Consider the following 24,486-nt stretch of genomic DNA (forward strand, 5'->3'; position numbering starts at 1 on the left):
ATGAAAGTTCTATTTCTGGTGCAGAAGGAACAGCGGGCCATTCTGGATCGCTTGTACGAAGGGGTTGCTGAGCATTGCGAGTGCGACCTGCGTTGGTTGACCAGCGCCGATCAGCGCAATCTACGTGCGTACTTTCGCCGTGAAATCGACGTCAGCCAGTATGACCGGATCATTTTCTTCCTGCGCTTCAAGCAGGAGATCCGCCAGGTCGGTTTCATTCGTACGGTTCCCAACCTGGTCATCCTCGAGCACGATGCTTACCAGAATTACATTCCCTGCAAGTACACCGGTGCTTTCAGCAAGCATTATCGCAAGCTGCCTTGGGCGCGCGTGATCAGCTCCGGCTACATGGTCAGCGAGCGTCTGCGGCAGGAAGGGTTTGATGCGGTGTTCGTGCCCAAGGGGTATGACCAGCAGTTGCTGGCTGATCAGGGGCGTGAGCGGGACATCGAGTTGGCATTCGTTGGCAGCACCAACAGCGTTGCCTACAGCGGTCGCAAAGCCTTGCTCGATGAACTGGCTCAGGTCGAAAATCTGGTCGTTACCCGAACAAAATCGGGTGAAGAGTACTGCGATACGCTTAACCGGATTCGTTTTTTTGTAAGCGCTGATGTTGGCATGGGCGAGTACATGATCAAGAACTTCGAAGCCATGGCGTGTGGCTGCGTACTGCTCGCTTACGATCAGGGCGATGCCGAAAACCGTGCGCTGGGTTTGCAGGATATGCACAACGTCGTGCTGTATGGCAGCATTCCCCAGTTGCAGGAAAAGTTGAACATCCTGCGTGCAGATCCTGCGCTGGCGCAGCGTATTGCTGCCAACGGCCGTGATCTTGCGGTTTCGCGCTTCAGTTTTGCTCAGGTCGGACGCAGCATTGTCGAGCAGTTGCAACCGCCTCTTCGGCCTCGCCCGGCGTTGACCGGTTGGCAGCGCCTACGGCTAAGCCTGGGTTTCTGAGTGGCCCAGGCAATGTGCCGGTATGCCCTGGTTTCAGCAGGCATGCCGGCGTAACGTCTTCGATTACTTCAACCTGAGCCTTTTGCGCTTGTGGGGTTAGCCAGGTGCAGGCGGCGAAGGGCAGAACTGCTCCGCATCAGGCGCTCGGTTTGTGGCAATATCCTGCCTTTTTGGCGTCATGTATTCGTCGTGTTCATGCGCGCTGTTCGGATTGTGCAGTAAAGTGTGGAATGGATTTTATCAATGGAGATGACATTGGCTTTTTCAGTGGATGCGTTCGCCTGTGTCATTTTCGTATGGCGTGAAGCAGAGTGTGCTGCCTCATGAACGTGATCAACATCATGTGGGCTGGTGGCTCGCCTTTTGTTTCAGTGCACAAGGTCCATCAGCAGATTCTTTCGCTGGCGGCGCCCGGAACTTCAGTCATCAACTGGTTGCTGCAAGGCCGTGCCTTGTCCGACAGTGCTGGATCGCCAAGCCTGGAATGGAACCTGTCCTCGCGCTTGATCAAGGGGCGGCACGTCTGGAAACTGCTTGGCCCTTGGTTGCGCGCGCGTTTTCGCAAGGCCTTGCTGGAGGCTGATGCCGGTGCGGTGCTGCTCGACGGTGTGGGTGTAGCGCGCTTGTTGCTCCCGGTCCTGCGCAGCTTGCCCAGTGTCCGGGTTGCCGTCCTTTTTCATGGCGAGACACGTCTGAGTACGGCTGATGTCTCGTTGCTCAAGTCCCTCCCTACCTCTCAGCTGACGTTGGTTGCCGTTTCTCGCACGCTTGCCGATGCACTGCAAGGCACTACAGGCTTGCCGGTGACCGTGTTGCGCAGCGCGCTTGAGCCCTCGTGCTTTGAAGCCGCACTGTTCGCACGTGAACAGGCTCGGCAGACACTGGGGGTGAGTACGGACGGGGTCAGGGTAATGGGCGCTGTCGGGCGCCTGGTCGCTAGCAAGGGTTTCGATTATCTGATCGATGCCTTTGCCCAGGCATCCAGGGCGCACCCCGATCTGCGTTTGTTTATTCTTGGTGAGGGTGCTGAGCGCGTGAATCTTGAAGCGCGTGTCGAGCGACTCGGGCTGCTCGGGAAGGTCATTCTGCCGGGGCACTTTTCTGGCTGTGATCAGCTCTATCGCGCTTTCGACTGGGTGTTGATTCCCTCCTATTCGGAAGGGCTGGGCCTGGTGCTGCAGGAGGCTGTTCTGGCCGGTGTGCCGGTGCTATGCAGCGATCTGGCCGTTTTCCGCGAGCAACTGGGCGAGGATGGATGCTACGCGCCCGTGGGTGATACCCAGGCATGGGCGCAGGCCATCGAGCGCTGTGCTGCGCTACCTGCCGTCGAGGTAGCGAGTGCCCAGTACCGAGCCTTGGCACCCGTGCAGGCCTGGCAAACGTTCAGCCAGACCTCCCGCGATCTGCTGGCTCCGGTGTCTGCTTCAGCGGGCCAGTAACGCATGTTCCAGCTCAACGAGTGGAAACGCTTCGCTGAGCTGCTCGCGAGACAGGTAACGGGCAAAATGCTGCACGTTGCGTTTGATCATGCGTTCAGGCAAGGGGGCCCGGAGAAATTTCATGTCCGCTACGTCGATGAGCCCCAGGTGACTGTCGGGTGTCACGACGATATTGCCCAGGTGCAGTGAACGAAAATAGATCCCGCAGTGGTGCAGCTTGCGAATCAGCGACACCATTTCCGGCAGCGTTTTCTGCCAGCTGAAGCCGGGCTGTTGGCTGATTTGGCGCAAGGTCTTGCCGGGCAGCGGGCGGTACAGCACTGCAGTCTTGCCGGGTTCGTCGAGTCGGTAATGGGCTAGTACATGCAGTGTGGGGATGCCAAATGCTTCCAGGCGTAGGGCATTGTCGATGAAGCGACGGGAGTAGGGTCGCAGCAGCGCCGAAGAGAAAAAACGCTTGCGCCTGAAGAGTTTAAGAATATTACCGTTCTCGAGCAGGTAGACTTTCGCGCCAAAGCTATCGGCCTCCAGGATCTGGGCGCCGAGTATCAGCTGTTCGAGGTCGGCCTGAGTGAGTCGGGAGCATTGCATGGTTGAGGCCTTGTTGAAAATGGCACGCCAAATGACAGGCCATAATGCCGAAAACTTCAGGAATGCACCATGGCAGGATGCTTTGATTCATTGGCAGTGCGGGCATCATGAGCCTGTGATTGCTCTTTACGGTGAGCCGAGTTCCTGTGATGGCATGCCCATCACGTCGGCTGTGATAAAATTTTCCGTTCTACCAGAACAGTGAGCTCGAAGATGGCTGAAACACCGCGAGAGGCGGAGCAGGGCTCCAGTCTGAAAATTTACTTTCGGCTGCTGAGCTATGTGAAGCCTTACATAGGCATTTTCCTGCTGAGCATTGTTGGCTTTGTGATCTTTGCCTCGACCCAGCCGATGCTGGCGGGCATTCTCAAATACTTCGTCGACGGCTTGAGCAACCCCGAAGCGGTGTTGTTCCCCAATGTGCCGTACCTGCGCGACATGCAGTTGCTCCAGGCGGTGCCCTTGCTGATCGTGGCCATTGCCGCGTGGCAGGGGCTCGGCTCCTTCCTGGGTAACTACTTTCTGGCCAAGGTTTCCCTTGGCCTGGTGCATGACCTGCGGGTTGAGCTGTTCAACAATCTGCTGGTTCTGCCCAATCGCTACTTCGACAGCCACAACTCCGGCCATCTGATCTCGCGGATTACCTTCAACGTGACCATGGTCACGGGGGCGGCGACCGATGCGATCAAGGTGGTGATTCGCGAAGGCCTGACCGTTGTTTTCCTGTTCATCTACCTGTTGTGGATGAACTGGAAGCTGACGCTGGTCATGCTGGCGATCCTGCCGCTTATTGCAGTCATGGTCGGTACCGCCAGCAAGAAATTCCGCAAGCAGAGCAAGAAAATCCAGGTGGCCATGGGGGATGTGACCCATGTCGCTTCGGAAACCATTCAAGGCTATCGCGTGGTGCGCAGTTTTGGGGGTGAACGCTATGAGCAGGAGCGGTTTGCCAACGCCAGTCAGAGCAACACCAACAAACAGCTGCGGATGACCAAGACTGGTGCGATCTATACACCAATGCTGCAATTGGTGATCTATTCGGCCATGGCCGTGCTGATGTTCCTGGTGCTGTTCTTGCGCGGAGATGCTTCTGCCGGTGATCTGGTGGCTTACATTACTGCCGCGGGCTTGTTGCCCAAGCCGATTCGCCAGTTGTCGGAAGTCAGCTCGACCATCCAGAAGGGTGTGGCCGGGGCCGAGAGTATTTTCGAGCAGTTGGATGTTGAGCCCGAGTGTGACACTGGGACGGTGGAGCGTGAGCGCGTCAGTGGTCGCCTTGAAGTGCGCAACCTGAGCTTTACCTACCCGGGCACCGAGCGTCAGGTGCTCAATGACATCAGTTTCAGTGCCGAGCCCGGTCAGATGATCGCACTGGTGGGGCGTTCCGGCAGCGGCAAGTCGACCCTCGCCAGCCTGCTTCCGCGGTTCTACAACCACGAGCAGGGCCAGATCCTGCTGGACGGCGTGGAAATCGAGGAGTATCGCCTGCGTAACCTGCGTCGGCACATTGCCCAGGTCACCCAGCACGTCACCTTGTTCAACGATACTGTGGCCAACAACATCGCCTATGGCGACCTGGCCGGAGCACCGCGTGAGCAGATCGAAGCAGCGGCTGCCGACGCCTATGCCAAGGACTTCATCGAGCAGTTGCCGCATGGTTTCGACACCGAGGTTGGTGAGAACGGCGTGCTGTTGTCCGGTGGCCAGCGTCAGCGCCTGGCAATTGCTCGGGCATTGCTCAAGAATGCCCCGCTGTTGATTCTTGACGAGGCAACCTCGGCGCTGGATACCGAGTCGGAGCGGCACATTCAGGCTGCGCTGGATCAGGTCATGAAAGGCCGAACGACCCTGGTGATCGCCCACCGACTGTCGACCATCGAAAAGGCCAACCTGATTCTCGTGATGGATCAGGGACGTATCGTCGAGCGCGGTACACACAGCCAGTTGATCGCGGAGAACGGCTATTACGCCCGCCTGCATGCGATGGGGCTGGACGAGCCAAGCAAGGCCGACATCACTTGATGCATGAATGCCGGGGCCTGCTGTGCCCCGGCTGCCAATCGGCGTGTGAGCGCCCGCGTGTACAGCGGCAATCAAGCCTCTGTTTCGCCTGTGCTAATATTCCGCCCCTGTTCATTTTGTATATGGGTTACCCATGAAGTTGTCCATGCCGCGTTTCGATCAAGCCCCGGTATTGGTGGTCGGCGATGTCATGCTCGACCGCTACTGGCATGGCGGCACCTCACGTATTTCGCCTGAGGCCCCGGTGCCGGTGGTCAAGGTCGAACAGATCGAGGACCGCCCGGGCGGTGCAGCGAACGTTGCCTTGAACATTGCTGCGCTGGGTGCGCCGGCGTTGCTGATCGGCGTTACCGGCCAGGACGAAGCGGCCGACAGCTTGACCAATAGCCTGAAGGCGGCCGGTGTCCGTTCGATCTTCCAGCGTATTGCCCATCAGCCGACCATCGTCAAATTGCGGGTGATGAGTCGTCACCAGCAGTTGCTGCGTATCGACTTTGAAGAACCTTTTGCCACCGACCCGTTGTCGCTCGGTGCCGAAGTCGATGCCTTGCTGGACGGCGTCAAGGTGCTGGTGTTGTCGGACTACGGCAAGGGTGCCTTGAAGAACCATCAAAGCCTGATCCAGGCCGCCCGTGCCAAAGGTATTCCGGTGTTGGCTGATCCCAAGGGCAAGGATTTCTCCATCTACCGTGGTGCCAGCCTGATCACGCCTAACCTGAGCGAGTTCGAGGCCATCGTTGGACGTTGCGCTGACGAGACCGAGTTGGTCGCCAAGGGCAGTCAGTTGATGCGCGAACTTGAATTGGGTGCGTTGCTGGTGACTCGTGGCGAGCATGGCATGACCCTGCTGCGTCCAGAGCAACCGGCCTTGCACTTGCCTGCGCGTGCGCGTGAAGTCTTCGACGTCACCGGTGCTGGCGATACGGTCATTTCCACCCTGGCGGCGGCCATCGCGGCCGGAGAAGCACTTCCGCAGGCAGTGGGCCTGGCTAACCTGGCCGCCAGTATCGTGGTGGGCAAGCTCGGTACTGCAGCCATCAGTGCACCGGAGCTGCGCCGCGCCATTCAGCGCGAGGAAGGTTCCGAACGCGGCGTGTTGGGCTTGGAGCAGTTGCTGCTGGCCATCGATGATGCCCGGGCGCACAACGAGAAAATCGTGTTCACCAACGGCTGTTTCGACATTCTGCACGCGGGCCACGTGACCTACCTGGAGCAGGCGCGTGCCCAGGGTGATCGACTGATCGTGGCGGTAAACGATGATGCATCGGTCAGCCGCCTGAAAGGGCCAGGTCGCCCGATCAACAGCGTGGACCGGCGGATGGCGGTGCTGGCAGGCCTGGGTGCTGTCGACTGGGTCATCAGCTTCCCTGAAGCGACCCCGGAGAACCTGCTCAGCCAGCTCAAGCCGGACGTGCTGGTCAAAGGTGGCGACTATGGTATTGACCAGGTGGTCGGCGCCGAGATCGTCAGAGCCTATGGCGGAACCGTGAAGGTGTTGGGGCTGGTGGAAAACAGCTCGACCACAGCGATCGTCGAGAAGATCCGCAAAAACTGACCCGAACAGCCTGCGCTACTTGTGCAGGCTGCCACGGGCCATCTGCAGCAGTTGCCTGGCCTTGCCCGTCAGGCGACTCAGCCCGGACTCGCTGCGGGCCGGGCTCAGGCCTTCCTGCCTGAGCCAGTCCTTCCAGCGAATACGCTCTTCCTTGACGACCCAGCCGTCCTGCCGGGCAAAACTCTCAGCCAGATACACGCCGCGGGTGCTGGCCGGATTCAGACGATCCTTCTTCAGCGTGTAGAGCTCAGCCAGCGGTCGCCCGTCTTCGAGTGGCATCAGGTAAAGGTCGGGCCGGCTGCGATTCAGCCGAGCGACCAGTTGGTCACCTTCCAGGCGTTCGTCGACGTGGAACAGGCTCAGCGACCTCGCTTCCTTGGGTACCTGAAGGCGCAGGTCATAGACCAGTTGTAGCGACGCCGTGGGTAGATGCACATAGGCCCGTGGCCGTTCCAACAGTTGCAGGTTGGCGCAGTGTACGGGCTGTGCGGCACCTGAAAGTGGCGTCACGACAAAGGGCAGGGTGTCACGGTAGTGCAGGGCTTCAGCATAGGGCGCCGGTAACCAGGTTTCGTTGAAGCGTCCACTCAGCCACCCCTCGGGCGTCTCCAGCAGGCATTCCTCGGCCACTTCCTGTATCGCAGTGTGCAGCGGCAGGTTCAGTTCCTGAGCGGGGACATAACCGGAGATCAGCTTGAGCACGACATCGCCCCGGTCCTGGCGGCGCTGGCGCACCAGTACCCAATAGTCGCGGTTCTGCCATTGCAGCGTCAGTCGCACCGACACCCCGAGGTTGGCCAGCTCGGCCACGAAGTGTTGGTGATCGCCCAACTGGATGGGTTTGCGCCGCTGCAGGGTCTGGGCAAAATTCAGCGGTTTGCCGATGCTCTGGTAGCTCAGCCCTTCCGGGCTGGCTTCGACATGGAGCGGCAGTGTCTTGAAGTTGCTGGGGTTCTTGCGGATCAGCGTTCGCGGCATGTCGGCTCCTTCTTGCGTTGGGGTCGGCCGCGACGGCGGCTCAGCGCTTGCTTAATACCTGGGCAACGGTGGCCACGTTATGGGCCAGGTGTACGGGGTTGATGGTACCGACAATAGCACTGCTAACGCCGGGATGGGCAAACAGTAGCTCAAAGCTGGCACGCACGGGATCTTCGTCCGCGTGCAGGCAGACATGGCCGCTGGCCAGTGCCTTCTTCACCAGAATGGCTTTACCGTGCGCGGCGGCATAGTCCAGTACCGGTCGTTCGCCCTGCTCGTTGAGATTGTAGGTGACCATGGCGCAATCGCCTTGTTCCAGAGCCTTCAAACCACCGGCGACGGTTTTTCCGGAGAGGCCAAAGCCGCGAATCTTGCCTTCCTGCTTGAGCTGCGCGAGGGCTTCGTAAACGCCTTCCTGCTCAAGGATACGCAGATCGTTGCCGTCAGAGTGCACCAGTACCAGGTCGATACAGTCGGTTTCCAGGCGCGTCAGGCTGCGCTCGACCGAGAGGCGGGTATGGGCCGCGCTGAAGTTGAAGCTCGAAAGGCCGTTGTCGAACTCTTCGCCCACTTTGCTGACGATCACCCATTCATGCCGCTGGCCACGCAGCAACGGGCCAAGGCGTTCTTCGCTGCGGCCATAGGCGGGCGCGGTGTCGATCAGGTTGATGCCCAGGTCGCGGGCCTGGTCGAGCAGCTGACGGGCTTCACGGTCATCCGGGATCGTGAAGCCGTTGGGGTATTTCACGCCTTGGTCGCGGCCCAGTTTGACGGTGCCCAGGCCCAGTGGCGAGACCATCAGGCCCAGGCTGCCCAGCGGGCGGTGCAGGTCATGCAGGGTGGCTTGGTTCATGGCAGCAACTGTTCCCAGACAGGTGGAGCAATTGGCGGCTTTGGCAGTTCCGGCAGTGTGCTACAGGCCCCTGGCGTAATGCCGTCGCGCGTCAGGCTGGCCATTACGCGATCGGCGAAGTCGGGGGCCAGTGCCAGTTTGGTTGGCCAGCCGACCAGCAAGCGCTGCTGCTCGGCGAGGAAGGCGTTGTCTGGGCGTACCAGGCCTGACTGTGCCGGCTCTGCCCGATCAACCCGCAGGGTTGCCCAGCGCACCTGACTGAGATCGACCCAGGGTAGCAGGCTGGCCACTTCCTTCTTCGCTGCCGCGACCTGTGCATCCGGTTCGCGTGCAACGCCGTCTGCTTCTGCAAGGTCGCCGCCCAGGTACCACACCCACTGGCCATCGGCCGCCGGGTGGGTGGTGACGGTGACGCGTGGTTTGGGGCCGCCACCGAGGCAATGGGCATAGAGGGGTTTCAGGCTTGGCCCTTTGGCCAGCACCATGTGCAGGGGGCGTGTTTGCATGGCCGGCTGGCTAAGGCCAAGTGCCGTGAGCAGTTCGGCGTTGCCGGCGCCCGCGCTCAGCACCACGCGCTGCGCACGGATCTCGCGGCCATCGACCCGCAGGCCGACCAGTTCATCGCCTTCACGCAGCGGCTCGATCCGCTCACCGGCGAGCAGGCTGTCACCGGCCAGGGTCGCCAGGCGATCGAGCAGGCTGGGGACATCAATGACCAGTTCGGCCAGGCGATAGACTTTGCCTTTGAAGGCGCGATCCTGCAGGGCAGGTGGCAGCTGCTCGCCCTTGACCTGATCGACCCGGCCGCGCACGGCCTTGCTGGCAAAGAAACTGGTGAGATTGCCCGCCAGGGTACCCGGGGACCACAGGTAGTGCGCTTCTGACAGCAGGCGCACGCCGGACAGGTCCAGTTCGCCGCTACCGGCCAGGGCTTCGCGCCAGCGCCGAGGCATGTCGGCAATGGCTTCCGAGGCACCGGTCAGGGCGCCGTGCAGGGCGTACTTGGCGCCGCCATGGATGATCCCCTGGGATTTCAGGGTTTGCCCGCCACCGAGGCTGTCGCGCTCTACCAGAACCGTCGAATAGCCCTGACGACGCAGGCGCGCATTGAGCCAGAGGCCTGCGACCCCTGCGCCGACAATCAGGACGTCGGTAGAAATAACCGATGGCATGTACAAACCTCACAAGCTGGGACAGGAACGCAGTATACAGCCTGCGGCGGTTTGCACCCTGCCTGGCATCAATGCCCGGCGGTTTTTGAGAACACCTGAATCACCACCACGCCGCCGACAATCATCGCCATGCCCAGGATGGCGGGGGTATCGAGCTTTTGGCCATAGAGGAGCAATGCGGCGATGCTGATCAGGACGATACCCAGCCCTGACCAGATCGCATACGCGATGCCCACCGGAATGCTGCGCACGACCAGGGTCAGCATCCAGAACGCCACGGCATACCCACAGACCATCAGCAGTAGGGGCAGTGGTGTGCTCAGGCCTTTGACAGCTTTCATGGAGGCGGTGGCAATGACTTCCGCGAAGATGGCAATAGCGAGGTAGGTGTAGGCGTTCATGGTGGGTGTCCTCTGTAGTTGGTGGGCATTCTAGAGCATGGCCGAATGCGGTAAAGTCATTAGCTATCTGGATTGGAGATAGGTTGCGATGAGCGAGCAGTGGAGTCTGGAGCAGGTGCGGCTGTTCGTGCGGGTGGCGGAGTTGCGCTCGTTTTCCGCTGTTGCCCGTGAGCAGCGCAAGGCGCAGTCGGCGATCAGCAGTGGCATTGCCTTGTTGGAAGAGGACCTGGGGGTCGTCCTGTTCGAGCGCAGTAGCGGCCGCCAACCGCGCCTGACCGAAGCAGGCGCGGCGTTGCTGGAGGACGCCCGCGAACTGTTGCGCCAATGCGAGCGCCTGGATGGCCGGGCCCTGGCGCTGATGCGCGGGCAGGAGGCGCAATTGCGTGTGGCCCAGGATGAGGCCATGCCTTATCAGCCGGTGATTGACAGCCTGGATGAACTGGCCCAGCGTTTTCCGCTGCTTGAAGTGCAGTTGGCCAGCGGGGCACAGGGGGATGTGGCGCGCAAGTTGGTTGAGCGTCGGGCAGACCTCGGGTTGCTGTTCCATCATGACCATATGCCTGCCGCGCTGGAACGTCGGGCGTTGGGCAGCGTCGAGATGGTCACGGTGTGTGCGATCCATCACCCGTTGGCGCAACTGCCGTGGGTCAGTCGGCAGCAATTGGCGCAGCACCGTCAGTTGTTGATTACCCCTCAGGAGAGCGGCTACCCCGGTGGTGAGCCGATCAGCCCGCAGATCTGGCGTGCAGACAGTTTCTACGCCATCGCCGAGCTGCTGATGCGAGGTCTGGGATGGGCCTGGTTGCCCCGGCATGTGGTGCAGTACCCGACTTACCAGACGCAGATGGTCGAGTTGGCCAGCGAATGGACGCCGCCAGCATTGGTGGTGGAACTGGCATGGCGGCGGGATGAGCCCCTGGGGCCGGCCGCACAGTGGTTGGCTGAACGCTTCGCACTGCACTTGCGCGCCATTGGCTAGTACACTGCGGCGCCATGAACAGAACCCTTTATACCCTGTTGTTTCACCTGGGCCTGCCGCTGGTCGCGCTGCGCCTGTACCTGCGCTCGCGCAAGGCGCCAGCCTATGCGAAACGTATCGGCGAGCGCTTTGCCAAGGGCCTTGCACCGATGCAGACCGGCGGCATCTGGGTGCATGCCGTGTCGGTGGGCGAAAGTATTGCTGCAGCGCCGATGGTGCGGGCCTTGCTCAAACGTTATCCACAGCTGCCCATCACCATCACGTGCATGACCCCGACCGGCTCCGAGCGGGTCAGGGCTATGTTTGCCGATGAGCCGCGCGTTCAGCACTGCTACCTGCCGTACGATCTGCCCTGGGCGGCGGCACGTTTTCTGGATCACGTACAGCCGCGCCTGGCGGTGATCATGGAAACCGAGCTCTGGCCCAACCACATCAACCAGTGCGCCAAACGAGGTATACCGGTGGCTTTGGCCAATGCCCGGTTGTCTGAGCGCTCTGCGCGTGGCTACGGGCGATTTGCCAGGCTGACCCAGCCGATGTTGGCGCAGATGAGCCTGATTGCAGTTCAGACCGAGGCCGAGGCCGAGCGTTTCCGTCAGTTGGGCGCCCGTCCCGAATGTGTTGAGGTTACCGGGTCGATCAAGTTCGACCTGAGCATCGATCCTCAGCTGTTGGTCCGTGCCGGTCAGTTACGTGCCCAGTGGCAAGCGGATCGGCGCCCAGTATGGATCGCGGCGAGTACCCATGAGGGCGAAGACGCGATCATTCTGCAGGCGCACCGGCAACTGCTGGAACACCACGCCGACGCCTTGCTGATTCTCGTGCCGCGTCACCCTGAGCGATTCAACGCTGTGTTCGAACTCTGTCAGCAGCAGTGTGTGACACAGCGCCGCTCCAGTGGCGAAGCGGTCACTGAGCAAACCCAGGTACTGCTCGGTGACACCATGGGCGAGTTGCTGTTCCTGTATGCGTTGGCAGACATTGCCTTCGTCGGCGGTAGCCTGGTCGCCAATGGCGGGCATAACGTCCTGGAACCGGCGGCCTTGTCCAAGCCGGTGCTCAGTGGGCCGCACCTGTTCAACTTTCTGGAAATCGCAGCGATGTTGCGTGAAGCGGGGGCTTTGCAGGAAGTGGACGACGCGCAAGGCCTGGCTGCACAGGTGCGCCGCTTGATTGAATTGCCAATCGACGCTCGGCGCATGGGTGATGCCGGGTTGTCAGTGATGCGCGCCAACCAGGGGGCATTGCAGCGCTTGCTGGACGGGTTGGCGCGGTTGTTCTGAGGATGTCACCGGCACGCCAGCACGGTCCATTGCGGTCCCGTGTGCGGCTGCCGGTGATGCGGTCAGGGGCGGCGGTCGAAGTTCGCTTGTGCGGCCTTGGCCAGGTCGGGCGGCAGGAAGTCCTTGTCCGGGTTGTAGTCGGCTTTCAGGTAGCGCGTCAGGTCTTGCAGGTCCTGCGGGCTCAGTGTGCCAGCGGCTTGCTTGAGGCGCAGGTTGTCGAGGATGTAGTCGTAGCGGGTGTTGTTGTAGTCCCGCACCGAGGTGTACAGCTGACGTTGGGCATCGAGTACGTCGACGATGTTGCGTGTCCCGACCTGGTAGCCGATCTCGGTCGCTTCCAGTGCGCTCTGGTTGGAGATGATCGACTGCTTGCGCGCTTGCACCTGCTCCACATCGGTGTTCACTGCACGGTGCAGGTTGCGGGTGTTTTCCACCACTTGGCGGCGCAGGCTCTCGCGTTGCTGTTCAGTCTGGTTCAGGCGCTGGTAGGCCTCACGCACCTGCGAGCTGGTCAGCCCGCCACTGTAGATCGGAATGTTCAACTGCAGGCCAATGCTGCGTTGTTCGACATCGCCTCCGTATCGAACACCCGGCGTTGGGTTGCTGAACCCCAGGTTGTCGTTGTCGCCTTTCTGATAGTTGGCCACTGCATCGAGCGTCGGGGCATGCCCGGCCTTGCGTTGACGCAGGGTTTCCTCCGCGGCGCTGACCGCATAGTTGGTCGCCTGCAAGGTCAGGTTCTGCCGTGCGGCGGTGTCGACCCAGGCAGTGGCGTCGTTCGGAACCGGCACCTGCACGGGCAGGGTATGGACGATGCCCTGGATCGCGTTGTACTCACGGTTGGTCAGGGTGATCAGTGCCTGGAAGGCGTCTTCGACCTGACGTTGGGCAAGGATCCGGTTGGCCCGCGCCGTGTCATAGCTGGCCTGGGACTGCAGTACGTCGGTCTTGTCCGACAGACCCACGTCAAAGCGTTCGTTAGATTGGTCCAGCTGGCGCTTGAACGCGGCTTCCTCGGCCTTGGTCGCCGCCAGATTGTCCTGGGCACGCAGCACGCTGAAATAGCTGTCTGCACTCTGCAGAATCAGATTCTGTTCGGTAGCCGAAAGCTCCAGTGCCGCTTGTTCATTGACGGCCTGTGCCGCTTGTAACTGGAACCAGCGATCGGCACGGAAAATCGGCTGCGACAGGGTCGCTTGCCACGAGTTGCCACTGCGGTTGGCGGTGGTCGAGGGTTCATCGAACTGGGTGCGGGTGCTCTGCATCTCGGCCCCGGCCGAGAGGTTTGGCAGTAGCCCGGCACGCGCCTGGGGTACGACCTCGCGGCGAGCACCGTAGTTGGCCTGGGCCGCTGCCAGATCGGCGTTATTGTTGACTGCTTCTTGATAGACGCTGACCAGGTCGGTCTTTGCGGACAAGGGCGCTTCTGCTGCCCAGGCCATTCCGTTGGTAGCACAAGACACGGCAAGGGCCAGTGAAAGTTTGCGCAGCATAGGGCAATCCTTGAACGAGTTAGATAGTCGCTTAGTTCAGAGCGTAGTGCAGTGTAGTTGCGCTGGCATGTTGCAACAATCTGCCATATCCGCCATTGATCGTACGCAGTTTTACAGTGGTGGCTTTACGCGTCACTCCAGTCTAGACTGACCCGGTTCTTGTCGGGGTGCCTTGTGTTGAGGCTGAGATCGGATAATTCCGGATCCCGTTGAACCTGATCAGGTTAGCGCCTGCGTAGGGAACAAGATTGCTCGCCTTCCCGCGAGCCCTCTTGTGCCAGGGTCCGGGAATGTCGAGTCAGCTTCAGGCTGCCAGGCATCGCCGACTATGGCACAGCACCAGTCCAGGTGCGTCCGTGCCTTTCAGGTTCACTCCGACATTCCACCGCTGGATGCCGTCTGGAGAGCCTGTGATGAGTAAACAAGAAAAATACGCCAACCTGAGTGAATCGGCTCAGGTCGATCAGCAGTCCGTGCAACCTTTTACCCGTTCGCGAAAAATTTATGTCGAAGGCTCGCGCCCTGACATTCGTGTGCCGATGCGTGAAATCAGCCTGGACGACACGCCGACCGACTTCGGTGGCGAGCCTAACGCTCCGGTGCTGGTCTACGATACTTCGGGCCCTTACACCGACCCGAACGTGGTGATCGATGTGCGTAAAGGCCTGGGCGACGTGCGCTCGGCCTGGATCGAAGCCCGTGGCGACACCGAGCGCCTCGACGGCCTCAGCTCGCATTTCGGCCAGCAACGCCTGAGTGACCCGGAGCTGACCGCACTGCGTTTTGCCCACGTCAAAAAACCGCGTCGGGCCAAGGCCGGTGCCAACGTCAGCCAGATGCACTATGCGCGCAAGGGCATCATCACGGCCGAGATGGAGTACGTTGCCCTTCGCGAAAACATGAAGCTGCAAGAAGCCCGTGCCGCAGGCCTGCTCAACCAGCAGCACGCCGGTCACAGCTTCGGTGCCAGTATTCCGAAAGAGATCACCCCGGAGTTCGTCCGCGAGGAAATTGCCCGTGGCCGTGCGATCATTCCGGCCAACATCAACCACGTTGAACTGGAACCGATGATCATCGGGCGTAACTTCCTGGTGAAGATCAACGGCAACATTGGCAACAGTGCCCTGGGCTCGTCCATTGAAGAAGAAGTGGCCAAGCTGACCTGGGGTATTCGCTGGGGTTCGGACACTGTCATGGACCTGTCCACCGGCAAGCACATTCATGAAACCCGCGAGTGGATCATCCGCAACTCGCCGGTTCCGATCGGTACCGTGCCGATCTACCAGGCATTGGAGAAGGTCAATGGTGTCGCCGAGGACCTGACCTGGGAACTGTTCCGTGACACCTTGATCGAGCAGGCCGAGCAGGGTGTGGACTATTTCACCATCCACGCCGGTGTGCTGCTGCGTTACGTGCCACTGACCGCCAAGCGTGTGACCGGTATCGTCAGTCGTGGTGGTTCGATCATGGCCAAGTGGTGCCTGGCGCACCACAAGGAAAACTTCCTCTACACCCATTTCGACGAAATTTGCGAAATCATGAAGGCCTACGACGTTAGCTTCTCGCTGGGTGACGGCCTGCGTCCGGGTTCGATTGCCGACGCCAACGACGAAGCGCAGTTCGGTGAGCTGGAAACCCTTGGTGAACTGACCAAGATCGCCTGGAAACACGACGTTCAGTGCATGATCGAAGGCCCTGGCCACGTGCCGATGCAGTTGATCAAAGAGAACATGGACAAGCAGCTGGAGTGCTGCGACGAGGCGCCGTTCTATACCCTCGGCCCACTGACCACGGACATCGCTCCTGGCTATGACCACATCACCTCCGGTATCGGTGCGGCGATGATCGGCTGGTTTGGCTGCGCCATGCTCTGCTATGTGACGCCCAAAGAACACTTGGGCCTGCCGAACAAGGATGACGTCAAGACCGGCATCATTACCTACAAGATCGCCGCGCATGCTGCCGACCTTGCCAAGGGCCATCCGGGGGCGCAAATCCGTGACAATGCCTTGTCCAAGGCGCGCTTCGAGTTTCGTTGGGAAGACCAGTTCAACCTTGGCCTGGACCCGGACACTGCACGCAGCTTCCATGACGAAACCCTGCCGAAGGATTCGGCCAAGGTCGCGCACTTCTGCTCCATGTGCGGGCCGAAGTTCTGCTCGATGAAGATCACTCAGGAAGTGCGCGAGTACGCCGCCAACCAACGCATCGAAGCGCTGGATGTATCGGTCGAGGAAGGCATGCGTGAGCAAGCCGAGCGGTTCCGCCAGGAAGGCAGCCAGTTGTACAAAAAGGTCTAAGGACATCCTGGGGCGGCGCGCCATGCGCACCGCCTCGCAACCAGGCCAACCCCTACAGACACTGCACATGCCGGTGCTTGTGGGGGGTGGCTTGGCCGCAATGGGATTCAAACGACTACCTGACTCTCTCCCTGTCGAGACCATCGCCGTGAGCACATCCAGCCACTACTCCCCCGACCATCCTGTTCCCAGTCATCAGCGTACCTTCGGTGCACGTGACCTGTTTTCCCTGTGGTTTTCCCTTGGCATTGGCCTGATGGTGCTGCAGACCGGCGCCTTGCTTGGTCCGGGGCTGGGGCTTGCGGGTGCGTTACTGGCGATTGTCCTCGGTACGGCCGTGGGCGTGTTGTTGCTGGCGGCGGTCGGCGTCATCGGCAGTGATACCGGCCTCTCGGCCATGGCCGCTTTGCGGTTGAGCCTGGGGCGGCAGGGGGCGGCCTTGCCGGCACTGTTGAACCTGCTGCAACTGATCGGTTGGGGCGCGTTCGAGATCATTGTCATGCGCGATGCCGCCAGCTTGTTAGGGGCGCGGGCGTTCGGTGACGGGAGCCTCTGGGCCGGTCCGTTGCTTTGGACGCTGTTCTTTGGTGGCCTGGCGACCTTGCTGGCCGTCAGTGGCCCGTTGACCTTCGTACGGCGGATCCTGCGCAAGTGGGGCATCTGGTTGCTGCTGGGTGCCTGCCTGTGGCTGACCTGGAACCTGTTCGCCAAGGCAGATCTGGCCAGCCTCTGGCAACGTACGGGAGATGGTTCGCTGTCATTTGCACTGGGCTTTGATATCGCGATTGCGATGCCGTTGTCCTGGCTGCCGTTGATTGCCGACTACTCGCGTTTCGGTCAGCGTGCTTCGCGGGTGTTCGGTGGCACGGCGCTCGGCTTTTTTATCGGTAACTTCTGGCTGATGAGCCTGGGCGTAGCGTACACCCTGGCATTTGCCCCAAGCGGTGAAACCAATGCACTGCTGTTGGCCCTGGCCGGTGCTGGCCTGGGCATTCCCTTGTTATTGATTTTGCTCGACGAGTCGGAAAACGCGTTTGCCGACATTCACTCGGCCGCTGTTTCGACAGGCCTGCTGCTGCCCTTGAAAGTCGAGCATCTGGCTTTGGTCATCGGCCTGGTGTGCACACTGATCGCGTGTTTGGCGCCACTGGCGCAGTACCAGAACTTCTTGTTGCTGATTGGCTCGGTGTTTGCCCCGCTGTTTGGCGTCGTGCTGGTGGATCACTTCATCTGGCGCCGCCGCCGTGCGGACGTCAGCATACGGGCACTGCACTGGGGGGCATTGCTGGCCTGGTGCGGCGGTGTGCTGATCTACCACCTGCTGGCGAATTACTACCCTGAAGTCGGCGCAACCCTGCCCGCATTGCTTTCGGCAGGGTTGTTGTACGGGCTCTCAGCGGGCGTATTCAGCCGCGGCCAGGAAAAAGCTCCGGCTTGAGGATGCCGTTCAGGCGCGGGTAAGGGATCTTCAGCTCAGTGTGGCCCATGGAGTAGGGCGCGATGGTGTAGACCTCATATTTGAGCACCAGCGCGCCGTACGTCAGGGCAATGTGTGGGGTCTTGCGGAAGGGCCAGGTTTGCACGAACTCCGGGTCCTGATCCATCTTGACGCTCGCCAGCCAGCTCTTGTGAGCCAGTTGCGCTTGCTGCCAGAAGGCTTCCTCCTGACCAGGCAGGAGCATGTCCTGCAACGTCAGTACCTTGTCCTGTTGGCGCGAGTAGTTGATGAAGCCGCGCCCGGGCATACCGTGGGCACCGCCGGTGTCCAGGTAGCTGGACAGTTCAATGATCACCAGTCCGTCATGCTGTTCACGTACCTTGGCTTGCAGGTAGCTGCTGTTGCGGCTTTCTGCGTCACGCAAAAACTGTTCTTCGTAGGCTTTGAGCGAGGCAGGCAGTGCTGTGCGGTTGTTGTCCTGGGTCATTTGCAACAGGCGCCGCTCGACGAGTGCATCCAGCTTTGGCTGTGCCGGGAAGTGAATCGTGTCGATGTTTACCAGCGGGCAGTCGGTGTTGTTGCAGCCTGGCTTGATGTGTTCCCAGGCCTCGCGTTTGACCTCCAGTGGCGTACGCATGTTGGGCTGGAACACGCTTTGGCAAGCGCCCAGCGCCAGTGCCAGTACGGCCACGGAAGTCAGTTTCGCAAGCGTCATGATGGTCCCTGTAAGGCTAAGGTAATCGGGCTTTGACCGTCGGCGGCGCCTTCGGTTCGCCACTAAGCTGAATAGACCAGCGGGCTGCCTATCCTCGCAGCCTCGCCGGTATCTTTAAAGAGGTGAAAGCTGGCCGAGTGCGCGTTAGGATGGCGCCAAGCGGTACACCGAAGCAATGAGGATTTCCATGACAGACAAGGCTAGTGCTGTGCCCAGCGCCGTTGAGATCGTTCAACGGGACAACTGCTACAAGGGCTTTTACCGGCTCGATAAGGTGCGCCTGCGTCATGAGCTGTTCGCAGGCGGCATGGGGCGGGAGATAAGCCGTGAGCTGTTTGTGCGTCACGATGCCGTGTGTGTGCTGCCGTACGACCCGCAGCGTGATGAAGTAGTGCTGATCGAGCAGTTTCGCGTCGGTGCCATAGGCAAGGTTGAGAACCCTTGGCTGATAGAACTGGTTGCTGGTCTGATCGATAAGGACGAACAACCGGAAGAAGTTGCACACCGCGAAGCCGAGGAGGAAGCTGGCCTGAAGTTCACTGCCCTGTGGCCCATGACGCGGTATTTTCCATCGCCGGGCGGCAGTGATGAGTACGTTCATTTGTACCTTGGCCGTTGCAGCAGCGTGGGGGCGGGTGGCTTGCACGGTTTGGAGGCTGAGGGCGAAGATATTCGCGTGAAGGTCTGGGCATTCGAGGATGCCCTTCAGGCCGTGCGCGATGGGCAAATCATCAACGCGGCAAGCATCATTGCCTTGCAATGGTTGGCGTTGAACCGCGATGAAGTCAGGGGGCTATGGTCGTGAATCTGTTGCGTGAGCGCTATCGGGTCGATCTGGTGGGCTTGCAGGCTGCCTGCGAGGCCAACTATGCGCGCCTGATGCGGCTGTTGCCGGACATGCGCAACACCCAAAGCTCGCGCCGTATCGGTATGACCCAGGGCGACCAGATGCTTGGCGTTCTGGTGCTCGATGTTGTCCTTGCCTGTCCTTACACCACCACGCTCCGCGTACGTCAGGAACACAGCCTGCCCTGGTTGCCGGTGCCGCAGTTGGAGGTGCAGGTCTATCATGATGCGCGCATGGCCGAAGTGGTCAGCGCTGAGCATGCCCGACGCTTTCGCAGCATCTACCCTTATCCGAACACGCAGATGCATCAGCCGGATGAAAAGGCTCAGCTCAACCTGTTCCTCGGCGAGTGGCTGAGCCACTGCCTGGCCTGTGGGCACGAGTTGGCGGCGGTGCGTTAAAAATGTGAAGCCGGTCGTGTAACGGGTTTGCTCCGACGTTTCCTCGCCACCATAATCGTGCCGAATCCGCCCCAGGAGCGAGCCTTGCAACCTCAATCGACTTCCACCAGTGATGCCTCAGTGCTACTGGTCCAGCTTTCCGACAGCCATCTGTTTGCCGATGAAGGCAGCACGCTGCTTGGCATGAACACCGGTGACAGCCTGCAGCGGGTCATCGGGCAGGTGCTGAACGAGCAGCCACGTATCGATCTGGTGTTGGCAACGGGCGATCTGTCCCAGGACGGTACGCAGGCGTCCTACGAGCGGTTTCGCCAGATGAGCGAGCAAATTTCTGCACCGGTACGCTGGTTGGCGGGCAATCATGACGAGCCCTTGCCCATGGCGCAGGCCGCGCAAGGCTCGGATGTGCTTGAACCGGTCATGGATATCGGCGCCTGGCGGGTCATTCTGCTCAATTCGGCGGTGTCGGGTGCCGTGCCAGGCCTGCTGGCCGAGGATCAACTGCAATTGCTTGAGCAGGCGCTGGCCACGGCGCCCGAGCGCCATCATCTGGTCTGCCTGCATCATCATCCGGTCTCGATTGACTGCGCCTGGTTGGCGCCGATCGGCCTGCGTAATGGCGATGCCCTGTTCGCCGTACTTGAGCGTTATCCACAGGTCAGGGCGGTACTCTGGGGGCATGTCCATCAGGAGTGGGATGAACAGCGTGGTGACATTCGTCTGCTCGCCTCACCGTCCACCTGTATTCAGTTCGAGCCAGGCAGCGAAGACTTCACCGTAGGCGCACAGGCGCCGGGGTACCGCTGGTTGCGACTCCACGGCAACGGTCAGATCGATACCGGCGTGTCCCGTGTCAGCGATTTTGCCTTCACGGTGGACTACGGTAGCACGGGTTACTGAGTACAAAGTGTTGCGAAGTCTCCAAAGCTGATCCAACGCCCGCCGGACACGCTAAACTGCATGCTTTTGCGCCCGCAGTGCGGGCCATGTCGATGCGCGGGGGTGGTATGTCGGGTTCGATTCTTTATATCCACGGGTTCAATAGCGCGCCGTCATCGAAAAAGGCCACTCAGTTGGTGGCGGTCATGCAGCAGCTGGGCTTGGAGGAACAGCTTCGGGTTCCGGCGCTGCACCACCATCCCCGTGAGGCAATCGCGCAACTGGAAGCAGCCATCGCCGAACTCGGTGCGCCATTACTGGTCGGCAGCTCACTCGGCGGCTACTATGCGACCAGCCTGGCCGAGCGCCACGGTCTGAAGGCCCTGTTGATCAACCCGGCAGTCAATCCGCACCAGTTGTTCGACGGCTACCTGGGTAGCCAGCAGAACCTCTACACCGGTGAAACATGGGAACTGACGGTCGATCATGTGCATGCATTGGCCGAACTGGAAGTGGCCCCGCCACGCGATGCCGAGCGCTTCCAGGTCTGGTTGCAGACCGCTGATGAAACCCTTGATTATCGCCGTGCCGAAGCCTTCTACCGGGCATGCGCCTTGCGGATCCAGGCAGGGGGCGACCATAGCTTCCAGGGCTTCGCCGAACGTTTGCCGGCCTTGCTGAACTTTGCAGGAATTGCGCCGAAACAGTATCAAGCGCTCGATTTTTCTGTATTTTGATTGCTTATTTTTACCTACGAATGACGACGAGAACCCATGGCCAATCCCAGCGCTAGCGCCTATAACGCAGACGCCATCGAAGTCCTCTCCGGCCTTGACCCTGTGCGCAAGCGCCCGGGCATGTACACCGATACCAGCCGGCCGAACCACCTTGCTCAGGAAGTCATCGACAACAGTGTCGACGAGGCCTTGGCCGGGCACGCCAAGTCGGTTCAGGTAATCCTGCACGCCGACCATTCTCTGGAAGTCTCGGATGACGGTCGTGGCATGCCGGTGGACATCCACCCTGAAGAAGGGGTCAGCGGGGTCGAGCTGATCCTGACCAAACTGCACGCGGGCGGTAAGTTTTCCAATAAGAACTACCAGTTCTCCGGCGGTTTGCATGGGGTCGGTATTTCGGTGGTCAACGCCTTGTCCAGTCAGGTTCGGGTCAAGGTCAAGCGTGATGGCAACGAGTACCAGATGACCTTCGCCGACGGCTACAAGGCCAGCGAGCTGGAAGTGGTCGGTACGGTCGGCAAGCGCAACACGGGTACCAGCGTCTACTTCGCGCCCGATCCAAAGTACTTCGACTCGCCGAAGTTCTCCATCAGCCGCCTCAAGCATGTGCTCAAGGCCAAGGCGGTGTTGTGCCCGGGGTTGCTGGTCAGCTTCGAGGACAAGGCCAGTGGTGAGAAAGTCGAGTGGCACTACGAAGACGGCCTGCGTTCCTACCTGGTCGACTCGGTCAGCGACTACCTGCGTCTGCCGGACGAACCGTTCTGCGGCAGCCTGGCCGGTAACAAGGAAGCCGTGGACTGGGCCTTGCTGTGGCTGCCCGAAGGCGGCGACAGCGTTCAGGAAAGCTACGTCAACCTGATCCCGACCGCCCAGGGCGGTACCCACGTCAACGGCCTGCGTCAGGGGCTGCTCGACGCCATGCGGGAGTTCTGCGAGTTCCGCAACCTGCTGCCGCGTGGGGTCAAGCTGGCGCCTGAAGATGTCTGGGAGCGCATTACCTTTGTGCTCTCGATGAAAATGCAGGAACCGCAGTTCTCCGGGCAGACCAAGGAACGCCTGTCCTCACGCGAGGCGGCTGCGTTTGTCTCCGGCGTGGTCAAGGATGCCTTCAGCCTGTGGCTCAACGCCCACCCAGAGCTGGGCATGCAACTGGCCGAACTGGCGATCAGTAACGCCGGGCGTCGCCTCAAGGCGAGCAAGAAGGTTGAGCGCAAGCGTGTCACTCAAGGGCCGGCCCTGCCCGGCAAGCTTGCTGACTGCGCCGGGCAGGACCCGATGCGCGCTGAACTGTTCCTGGTCGAGGGTGATTCGGCAGGCGGCTCGGCCAAGCAGGCACGGGACAAGGAGTTCCAGGCGATCCTGCCGTTGCGCGGGAAGATCCTCAATACCTGGGAGGTCGATGGTGGTGAAGTCCTGGCCAGCCAGGAAGTGCACAACATTGCAGTCGCCATCGGTGTCGATCCAGGTGCCAGTGACATGAGCCAACTGCGTTACGGCAAGATCTGCATCCTGGCCGACGCCGACTCCGACGGCCTGCATATCGCCACTTTGCTGTGCGCGTTGTTCGTTCAGCACTTCCGCCCGCTGGTCGAGGCGGGCCATGTCTACGTCGCCATGCCGCCGTTGTACCGGATCGACCTGGGCAAGGAGATCTACTACGCCCTCGACGAGGCGGAGCGCGATGGCATTCTCGATCGCCTGGTCGCCGAGAAGAAGCGTGGCAAGCCTCAGGTGACGCGCTTCAAAGGTCTGGGTGAGATGAACCCGCCACAACTGCGCGAAACCACGATGGACCCAAACACCCGGCGCCTGGTTCAACTGACCCTGGATGATTTCGCGCAAACCAGCGAGATCATGGACATGCTGCTGGCCAAGAAGCGTGCGGGCGACCGCAAAAACTGGCTGGAAACCAAAGGGAATCTGGCCGAGGTCATGGCTTGATTCGTTCGCTGTTGGCGAGCGTGCTGCTGCTTTTCGCCTTGCCGACGCTGGCTGCGCCCTGGCCGGAACTGACACTCCAGGCCGAGCATCCTGTCGACGGCATGCGTGGCGGCAACCTCTCGGGCCTGGCCTTGTGTGGCAAGGACCTGTGGGCGATTTCGGATCGTGATGATGACCTGCTGTACCGCCTGGACACCTCGGCGCCCGTCTGGCAGTCCATCGCTAGCACGATGGTGTTGCCCCCTGCGCCGAACAGTGCATTGCCTTGGGGAGTGCGCATGCGTAATTGGGCTGCGTCCTGGGTACGGGGTGGCTCGATTGATTTCGAAGCCGTGAGCTGTGACGCCACTGGCAACAAGTACCTGGTCAGCGAGGCCCATGCGGCCGTACTTCAGGTGCCGGTTGATGGTGCGCCAAACTGGTTGAAAATTGACCCCGGCGTTATTCGTCAGGCCCGTGGCAGTGGCATGCTGCTGCACTTCAATGCCTTGTTTGAGGGGCTTGCCGTCAACCCGTCCGGTGACCGTATCTGGCTGGCTGCCGAGCGCGAAAGGCGCGGTCTGCTGTTGATTAAACGACAGCAGACGACCTGGGACTGCAATGGCGGTTGTGTATTGCTCAGTGAAGGCGGGGCCGAACTTCAGCCGGCGCAGATGCCCAACGCGAAAGCCTGGGAGCGTGATTTTGCCGACCTGGCGTTGTTCAATGACAAGCTGTTCACCCTGGAACGCAATGCGTTTCGAATCTGCCGCCGAGACCCGGCCACGGCTGTGGTCGAGCGCTGCTGGTCGTTTGCAGCTGAAGCCTTGACGGAGCCGCGTCGCTATTCTCAACCCTTCGGCCTGGCTGAAGCGTTGGTGATCGACGCTGAAGGTGCCTGGGTGGGGCTGGATAACAATGGTGGCAGCCGTGCCGATGGCGAAAGCCGCCCGATCGTCTGGCGCTTTGCTGCGCCCAAGGACGGTTGGAGCGCCAAGCCATGAGCCAGGCCCCGGGCAAGCGTGCCGGTCGGGTGTTCCTGATTCTGGCGTGGGCCGCCGGTCTGTTTCTGGCGACACGCTTTTTCGGGCAGTGGGAGCAGCGTCAGGAAAACCCGAACAAGGTCGTCAGTTCGGTGCGGGGCGAGGATTACATCGAGGTGCAACTGGTCGGTAATGGCCAGGGTCACTTCGTCGCCGATGGCCAGATCAATGGTCAGGCGGTGCATTTTATGCTGGATACCGGGGCGACCGATGTGGCCATCCCCGAGCGTCTGGCAACCCGGCTCGGTCTTGAGCGCGGCGCTCCGGTCACCCTGAGCACTGCCAATGGCCGTACAGAGGGTTACCGCACGCGGCTGGACGAACTGCAGTTGGGCGATATTCGCTTGCTCGATGTGCGTGCCCTGGTGGTGCCGGGGCTAGGCGGCGAGCAGGTGCTGTTGGGCATGAGTGCCCTGAAACGACTTGAATTTACCCAGCGCAGCGGCACCTTGCTGCTGCGCCAGACCTTGAAATGATGAGGCC

General features: G+C 60.8%; 23 protein-coding genes and 1 riboswitch. Of the genes, 16 read left to right on the plus strand and 7 right to left on the minus strand.

Translation table 11 applies throughout. The annotated features are described in order from the left end of the window. Together CS390_RS02450 and CS390_RS02455 are read left to right on the plus strand one after the other, a co-directional pair. Positions 1 to 957, plus strand: coding sequence for a glycosyltransferase (locus CS390_RS02450; protein WP_099773399.1), 957 nt, complete (start codon positions 1 to 3; stop codon positions 955 to 957). Positions 958 to 1,280: 323 nt separating this feature from the next. After that, entirely contained in the window at positions 1,281 to 2,396 is a 1,116-nt protein-coding gene (locus tag CS390_RS02455) for a glycosyltransferase (protein ID WP_099773400.1), read from the plus strand. On the opposite strand, the gene CS390_RS02460 is transcribed toward CS390_RS02455, so the two are convergent. After that, positions 2,382 to 2,987, minus strand: a complete 606-nt coding sequence (locus CS390_RS02460) for a lipopolysaccharide kinase InaA family protein (protein ID WP_065758718.1) — start codon at positions 2,985 to 2,987, stop codon at positions 2,382 to 2,384. The two genes, CS390_RS02455 and CS390_RS02460, sit on opposite strands and share 15 nt — an antisense overlap. Here CS390_RS02460 and CS390_RS02465 point away from each other — a divergent pair. The 3 genes from CS390_RS02465 to hldE all read left to right on the plus strand — a co-directional run bounded on the left by CS390_RS02465 (position 2,986) and on the right by hldE (position 6,564). Next, positions 2,986 to 3,192: a hypothetical protein gene (locus tag CS390_RS02465; protein WP_065758719.1), complete on the plus strand. Its 207-nt coding sequence runs from the start codon at positions 2,986 to 2,988 to the stop codon at positions 3,190 to 3,192. The two genes, CS390_RS02460 and CS390_RS02465, sit on opposite strands and share 2 nt — an antisense overlap. An 8-nt stretch (positions 3,193 to 3,200) precedes the next feature. Further along, a complete protein-coding gene (msbA, locus tag CS390_RS02470; protein WP_065758720.1) occupies positions 3,201 to 5,009 on the plus strand; it encodes a lipid A export permease/ATP-binding protein MsbA in 1,809 nt (602 codons plus the stop codon). Positions 5,010 to 5,142: 133 nt separating this feature from the next. Continuing rightward, positions 5,143 to 6,564: a bifunctional D-glycero-beta-D-manno-heptose-7-phosphate kinase/D-glycero-beta-D-manno-heptose 1-phosphate adenylyltransferase HldE gene (gene hldE, locus CS390_RS02475; RefSeq protein ID WP_065758721.1), complete on the plus strand. Its 1,422-nt coding sequence runs from the start codon at positions 5,143 to 5,145 to the stop codon at positions 6,562 to 6,564. A gap of 15 nt (positions 6,565 to 6,579) precedes the next feature. Here hldE and CS390_RS02480 read toward each other — a convergent pair whose 3' ends face one another. From CS390_RS02480 to CS390_RS02495, 4 genes are all read right to left on the minus strand, one after another. Beyond that, positions 6,580 to 7,542: a metal ABC transporter ATPase gene (locus CS390_RS02480; RefSeq protein WP_065758722.1), complete on the minus strand. Its 963-nt coding sequence runs from the start codon at positions 7,540 to 7,542 to the stop codon at positions 6,580 to 6,582. Between the two features lie 40 nt (positions 7,543 to 7,582). Continuing rightward, complete coding sequence (locus CS390_RS02485) at positions 7,583 to 8,395, minus strand: aldo/keto reductase (protein ID WP_065758723.1); 813 nt, start codon at positions 8,393 to 8,395, stop codon at positions 7,583 to 7,585. Then, a complete protein-coding gene (locus CS390_RS02490; RefSeq protein WP_065758724.1) occupies positions 8,392 to 9,567 on the minus strand; it encodes an FAD-binding oxidoreductase in 1,176 nt (391 codons plus the stop codon). The genes CS390_RS02485 and CS390_RS02490 overlap by 4 nt, the downstream gene beginning before the upstream one ends. Before the next feature lie 68 nt (positions 9,568 to 9,635). Continuing rightward, entirely contained in the window at positions 9,636 to 9,968 is a 333-nt protein-coding gene (locus CS390_RS02495) for a multidrug efflux SMR transporter (protein WP_065758725.1), read from the minus strand. A gap of 88 nt (positions 9,969 to 10,056) precedes the next feature. On the opposite strand from CS390_RS02495, the gene CS390_RS02500 reads away from it, so the two are divergent. Together CS390_RS02500 and waaA are read left to right on the plus strand one after the other, a co-directional pair. Next, positions 10,057 to 10,947 (plus strand): LysR family transcriptional regulator, encoded by an 891-nt coding sequence (locus tag CS390_RS02500; protein ID WP_065758726.1) that lies wholly within the window; start codon positions 10,057 to 10,059, stop codon positions 10,945 to 10,947. Between the two features lie 14 nt (positions 10,948 to 10,961). Next, positions 10,962 to 12,230, plus strand: coding sequence for a lipid IV(A) 3-deoxy-D-manno-octulosonic acid transferase (gene waaA / locus CS390_RS02505; RefSeq protein WP_065758727.1), 1,269 nt, complete (start codon positions 10,962 to 10,964; stop codon positions 12,228 to 12,230). 62 nt (positions 12,231 to 12,292) lie between these two features. Here waaA and CS390_RS02510 read toward each other — a convergent pair whose 3' ends face one another. Beyond that, positions 12,293 to 13,723, minus strand: a complete 1,431-nt coding sequence (locus tag CS390_RS02510) for a TolC family outer membrane protein (RefSeq protein WP_099773401.1) — start codon at positions 13,721 to 13,723, stop codon at positions 12,293 to 12,295. A 153-nt stretch (positions 13,724 to 13,876) separates the two neighbouring features. Beyond that, positions 13,877 to 13,982: riboswitch (TPP riboswitch) on the plus strand. A gap of 154 nt (positions 13,983 to 14,136) precedes the next feature. On the opposite strand from CS390_RS02510, the gene thiC reads away from it, so the two are divergent. Together thiC and cytX are read left to right on the plus strand one after the other, a co-directional pair. Next, positions 14,137 to 16,023 carry a phosphomethylpyrimidine synthase ThiC gene (gene thiC, locus CS390_RS02515; RefSeq protein ID WP_099773402.1) on the plus strand — a complete coding sequence of 629 codons (1,887 nt, stop codon included), beginning with the start codon at positions 14,137 to 14,139 and terminating at the stop codon, positions 16,021 to 16,023. A gap of 100 nt (positions 16,024 to 16,123) precedes the next feature. Beyond that, complete coding sequence (gene cytX / locus CS390_RS02520; RefSeq protein WP_371918253.1) at positions 16,124 to 17,461, plus strand: putative hydroxymethylpyrimidine transporter CytX; 1,338 nt, start codon at positions 16,124 to 16,126, stop codon at positions 17,459 to 17,461. Here the strand turns inward: cytX and CS390_RS02525 are convergent. Next, positions 17,430 to 18,176 (minus strand): RsiV family protein, encoded by a 747-nt coding sequence (locus CS390_RS02525; protein ID WP_065758730.1) that lies wholly within the window; start codon positions 18,174 to 18,176, stop codon positions 17,430 to 17,432. The two genes, cytX and CS390_RS02525, sit on opposite strands and share 32 nt — an antisense overlap. Before the next feature lie 187 nt (positions 18,177 to 18,363). Between CS390_RS02525 and CS390_RS02530 the strand changes: the two genes are divergently transcribed. From CS390_RS02530 to CS390_RS02560, 7 genes are all read left to right on the plus strand, one after another. Next, the gene (locus tag CS390_RS02530; protein WP_065758731.1) at positions 18,364 to 18,981 is read left to right on the plus strand and encodes an NUDIX domain-containing protein; all 618 of its coding nucleotides are present in this window, start codon (positions 18,364 to 18,366) and stop codon (positions 18,979 to 18,981) included. Next, positions 18,972 to 19,424: a DUF1249 domain-containing protein gene (locus tag CS390_RS02535; protein WP_065758732.1), complete on the plus strand. Its 453-nt coding sequence runs from the start codon at positions 18,972 to 18,974 to the stop codon at positions 19,422 to 19,424. The genes CS390_RS02530 and CS390_RS02535 overlap by 10 nt, the downstream gene beginning before the upstream one ends. Positions 19,425 to 19,508: 84 nt before the next feature. Beyond that, positions 19,509 to 20,324: a 3',5'-cyclic-AMP phosphodiesterase gene (cpdA, locus tag CS390_RS02540; protein WP_099773403.1), complete on the plus strand. Its 816-nt coding sequence runs from the start codon at positions 19,509 to 19,511 to the stop codon at positions 20,322 to 20,324. A gap of 107 nt (positions 20,325 to 20,431) precedes the next feature. After that, a complete protein-coding gene (locus tag CS390_RS02545) occupies positions 20,432 to 21,040 on the plus strand; it encodes a YqiA/YcfP family alpha/beta fold hydrolase (protein WP_065758734.1) in 609 nt (202 codons plus the stop codon). 36 nt (positions 21,041 to 21,076) lie between these two features. Further along, the gene (gene parE / locus CS390_RS02550) at positions 21,077 to 22,981 is read left to right on the plus strand and encodes a DNA topoisomerase IV subunit B (protein WP_065758735.1); all 1,905 of its coding nucleotides are present in this window, start codon (positions 21,077 to 21,079) and stop codon (positions 22,979 to 22,981) included. Further along, positions 22,978 to 23,964: an esterase-like activity of phytase family protein gene (locus CS390_RS02555; RefSeq protein WP_177442389.1), complete on the plus strand. Its 987-nt coding sequence runs from the start codon at positions 22,978 to 22,980 to the stop codon at positions 23,962 to 23,964. The genes parE and CS390_RS02555 overlap by 4 nt, the downstream gene beginning before the upstream one ends. Then, positions 23,961 to 24,479 carry a TIGR02281 family clan AA aspartic protease gene (locus CS390_RS02560; RefSeq protein WP_065758737.1) on the plus strand — a complete coding sequence of 173 codons (519 nt, stop codon included), beginning with the start codon at positions 23,961 to 23,963 and terminating at the stop codon, positions 24,477 to 24,479. The genes CS390_RS02555 and CS390_RS02560 overlap by 4 nt, the downstream gene beginning before the upstream one ends. Positions 24,480 to 24,486 lie beyond the last annotated feature (7 nt).

The sequence above is a fragment of the Pseudomonas sp. HLS-6 genome (assembly GCF_002753995.1).
Lineage (GTDB): Bacteria > Pseudomonadota > Gammaproteobacteria > Pseudomonadales > Pseudomonadaceae > Aquipseudomonas > Aquipseudomonas defluvii.

Excerpts from the sequence above, each read along its gene's own strand:
- CS390_RS02450 (WP_099773399.1), top strand. The coding sequence starts at position 1 with ATGAAAGTTCTATTTCTGGTGCAGAAGGAACAGCGGGCCATTCTGGAT.
- CS390_RS02455 (WP_099773400.1), top strand. The coding sequence starts at position 1,281 with ATGAACGTGATCAACATCATGTGGGCTGGTGGCTCGCCTTTTGTTTCA.
- CS390_RS02465 (WP_065758719.1), top strand. The coding sequence starts at position 2,986 with ATGGTTGAGGCCTTGTTGAAAATGGCACGCCAAATGACAGGCCATAAT.
- CS390_RS02460 (WP_065758718.1), bottom strand. The coding sequence starts at position 2,987 with ATGCAATGCTCCCGACTCACTCAGGCCGACCTCGAACAGCTGATACTC.
- msbA (WP_065758720.1), top strand. The coding sequence starts at position 3,201 with ATGGCTGAAACACCGCGAGAGGCGGAGCAGGGCTCCAGTCTGAAAATT.
- hldE (WP_065758721.1), top strand. The coding sequence starts at position 5,143 with ATGAAGTTGTCCATGCCGCGTTTCGATCAAGCCCCGGTATTGGTGGTC.
- CS390_RS02480 (WP_065758722.1), bottom strand. The coding sequence starts at position 7,542 with ATGCCGCGAACGCTGATCCGCAAGAACCCCAGCAACTTCAAGACACTG.
- CS390_RS02485 (WP_065758723.1), bottom strand. The coding sequence starts at position 8,395 with ATGAACCAAGCCACCCTGCATGACCTGCACCGCCCGCTGGGCAGCCTG.
- CS390_RS02490 (WP_065758724.1), bottom strand. The coding sequence starts at position 9,567 with ATGCCATCGGTTATTTCTACCGACGTCCTGATTGTCGGCGCAGGGGTC.
- CS390_RS02495 (WP_065758725.1), bottom strand. The coding sequence starts at position 9,968 with ATGAACGCCTACACCTACCTCGCTATTGCCATCTTCGCGGAAGTCATT.
- CS390_RS02500 (WP_065758726.1), top strand. The coding sequence starts at position 10,057 with ATGAGCGAGCAGTGGAGTCTGGAGCAGGTGCGGCTGTTCGTGCGGGTG.
- waaA (WP_065758727.1), top strand. The coding sequence starts at position 10,962 with ATGAACAGAACCCTTTATACCCTGTTGTTTCACCTGGGCCTGCCGCTG.
- CS390_RS02510 (WP_099773401.1), bottom strand. The coding sequence starts at position 13,723 with ATGCTGCGCAAACTTTCACTGGCCCTTGCCGTGTCTTGTGCTACCAAC.
- thiC (WP_099773402.1), top strand. The coding sequence starts at position 14,137 with ATGAGTAAACAAGAAAAATACGCCAACCTGAGTGAATCGGCTCAGGTC.
- cytX (WP_371918253.1), top strand. The coding sequence starts at position 16,124 with ATGGGATTCAAACGACTACCTGACTCTCTCCCTGTCGAGACCATCGCC.
- CS390_RS02525 (WP_065758730.1), bottom strand. The coding sequence starts at position 18,176 with ATGACGCTTGCGAAACTGACTTCCGTGGCCGTACTGGCACTGGCGCTG.
- CS390_RS02530 (WP_065758731.1), top strand. The coding sequence starts at position 18,364 with ATGACAGACAAGGCTAGTGCTGTGCCCAGCGCCGTTGAGATCGTTCAA.
- CS390_RS02535 (WP_065758732.1), top strand. The coding sequence starts at position 18,972 with ATGGTCGTGAATCTGTTGCGTGAGCGCTATCGGGTCGATCTGGTGGGC.
- CS390_RS02545 (WP_065758734.1), top strand. The coding sequence starts at position 20,432 with ATGTCGGGTTCGATTCTTTATATCCACGGGTTCAATAGCGCGCCGTCA.
- parE (WP_065758735.1), top strand. The coding sequence starts at position 21,077 with ATGGCCAATCCCAGCGCTAGCGCCTATAACGCAGACGCCATCGAAGTC.
- CS390_RS02560 (WP_065758737.1), top strand. The coding sequence starts at position 23,961 with ATGAGCCAGGCCCCGGGCAAGCGTGCCGGTCGGGTGTTCCTGATTCTG.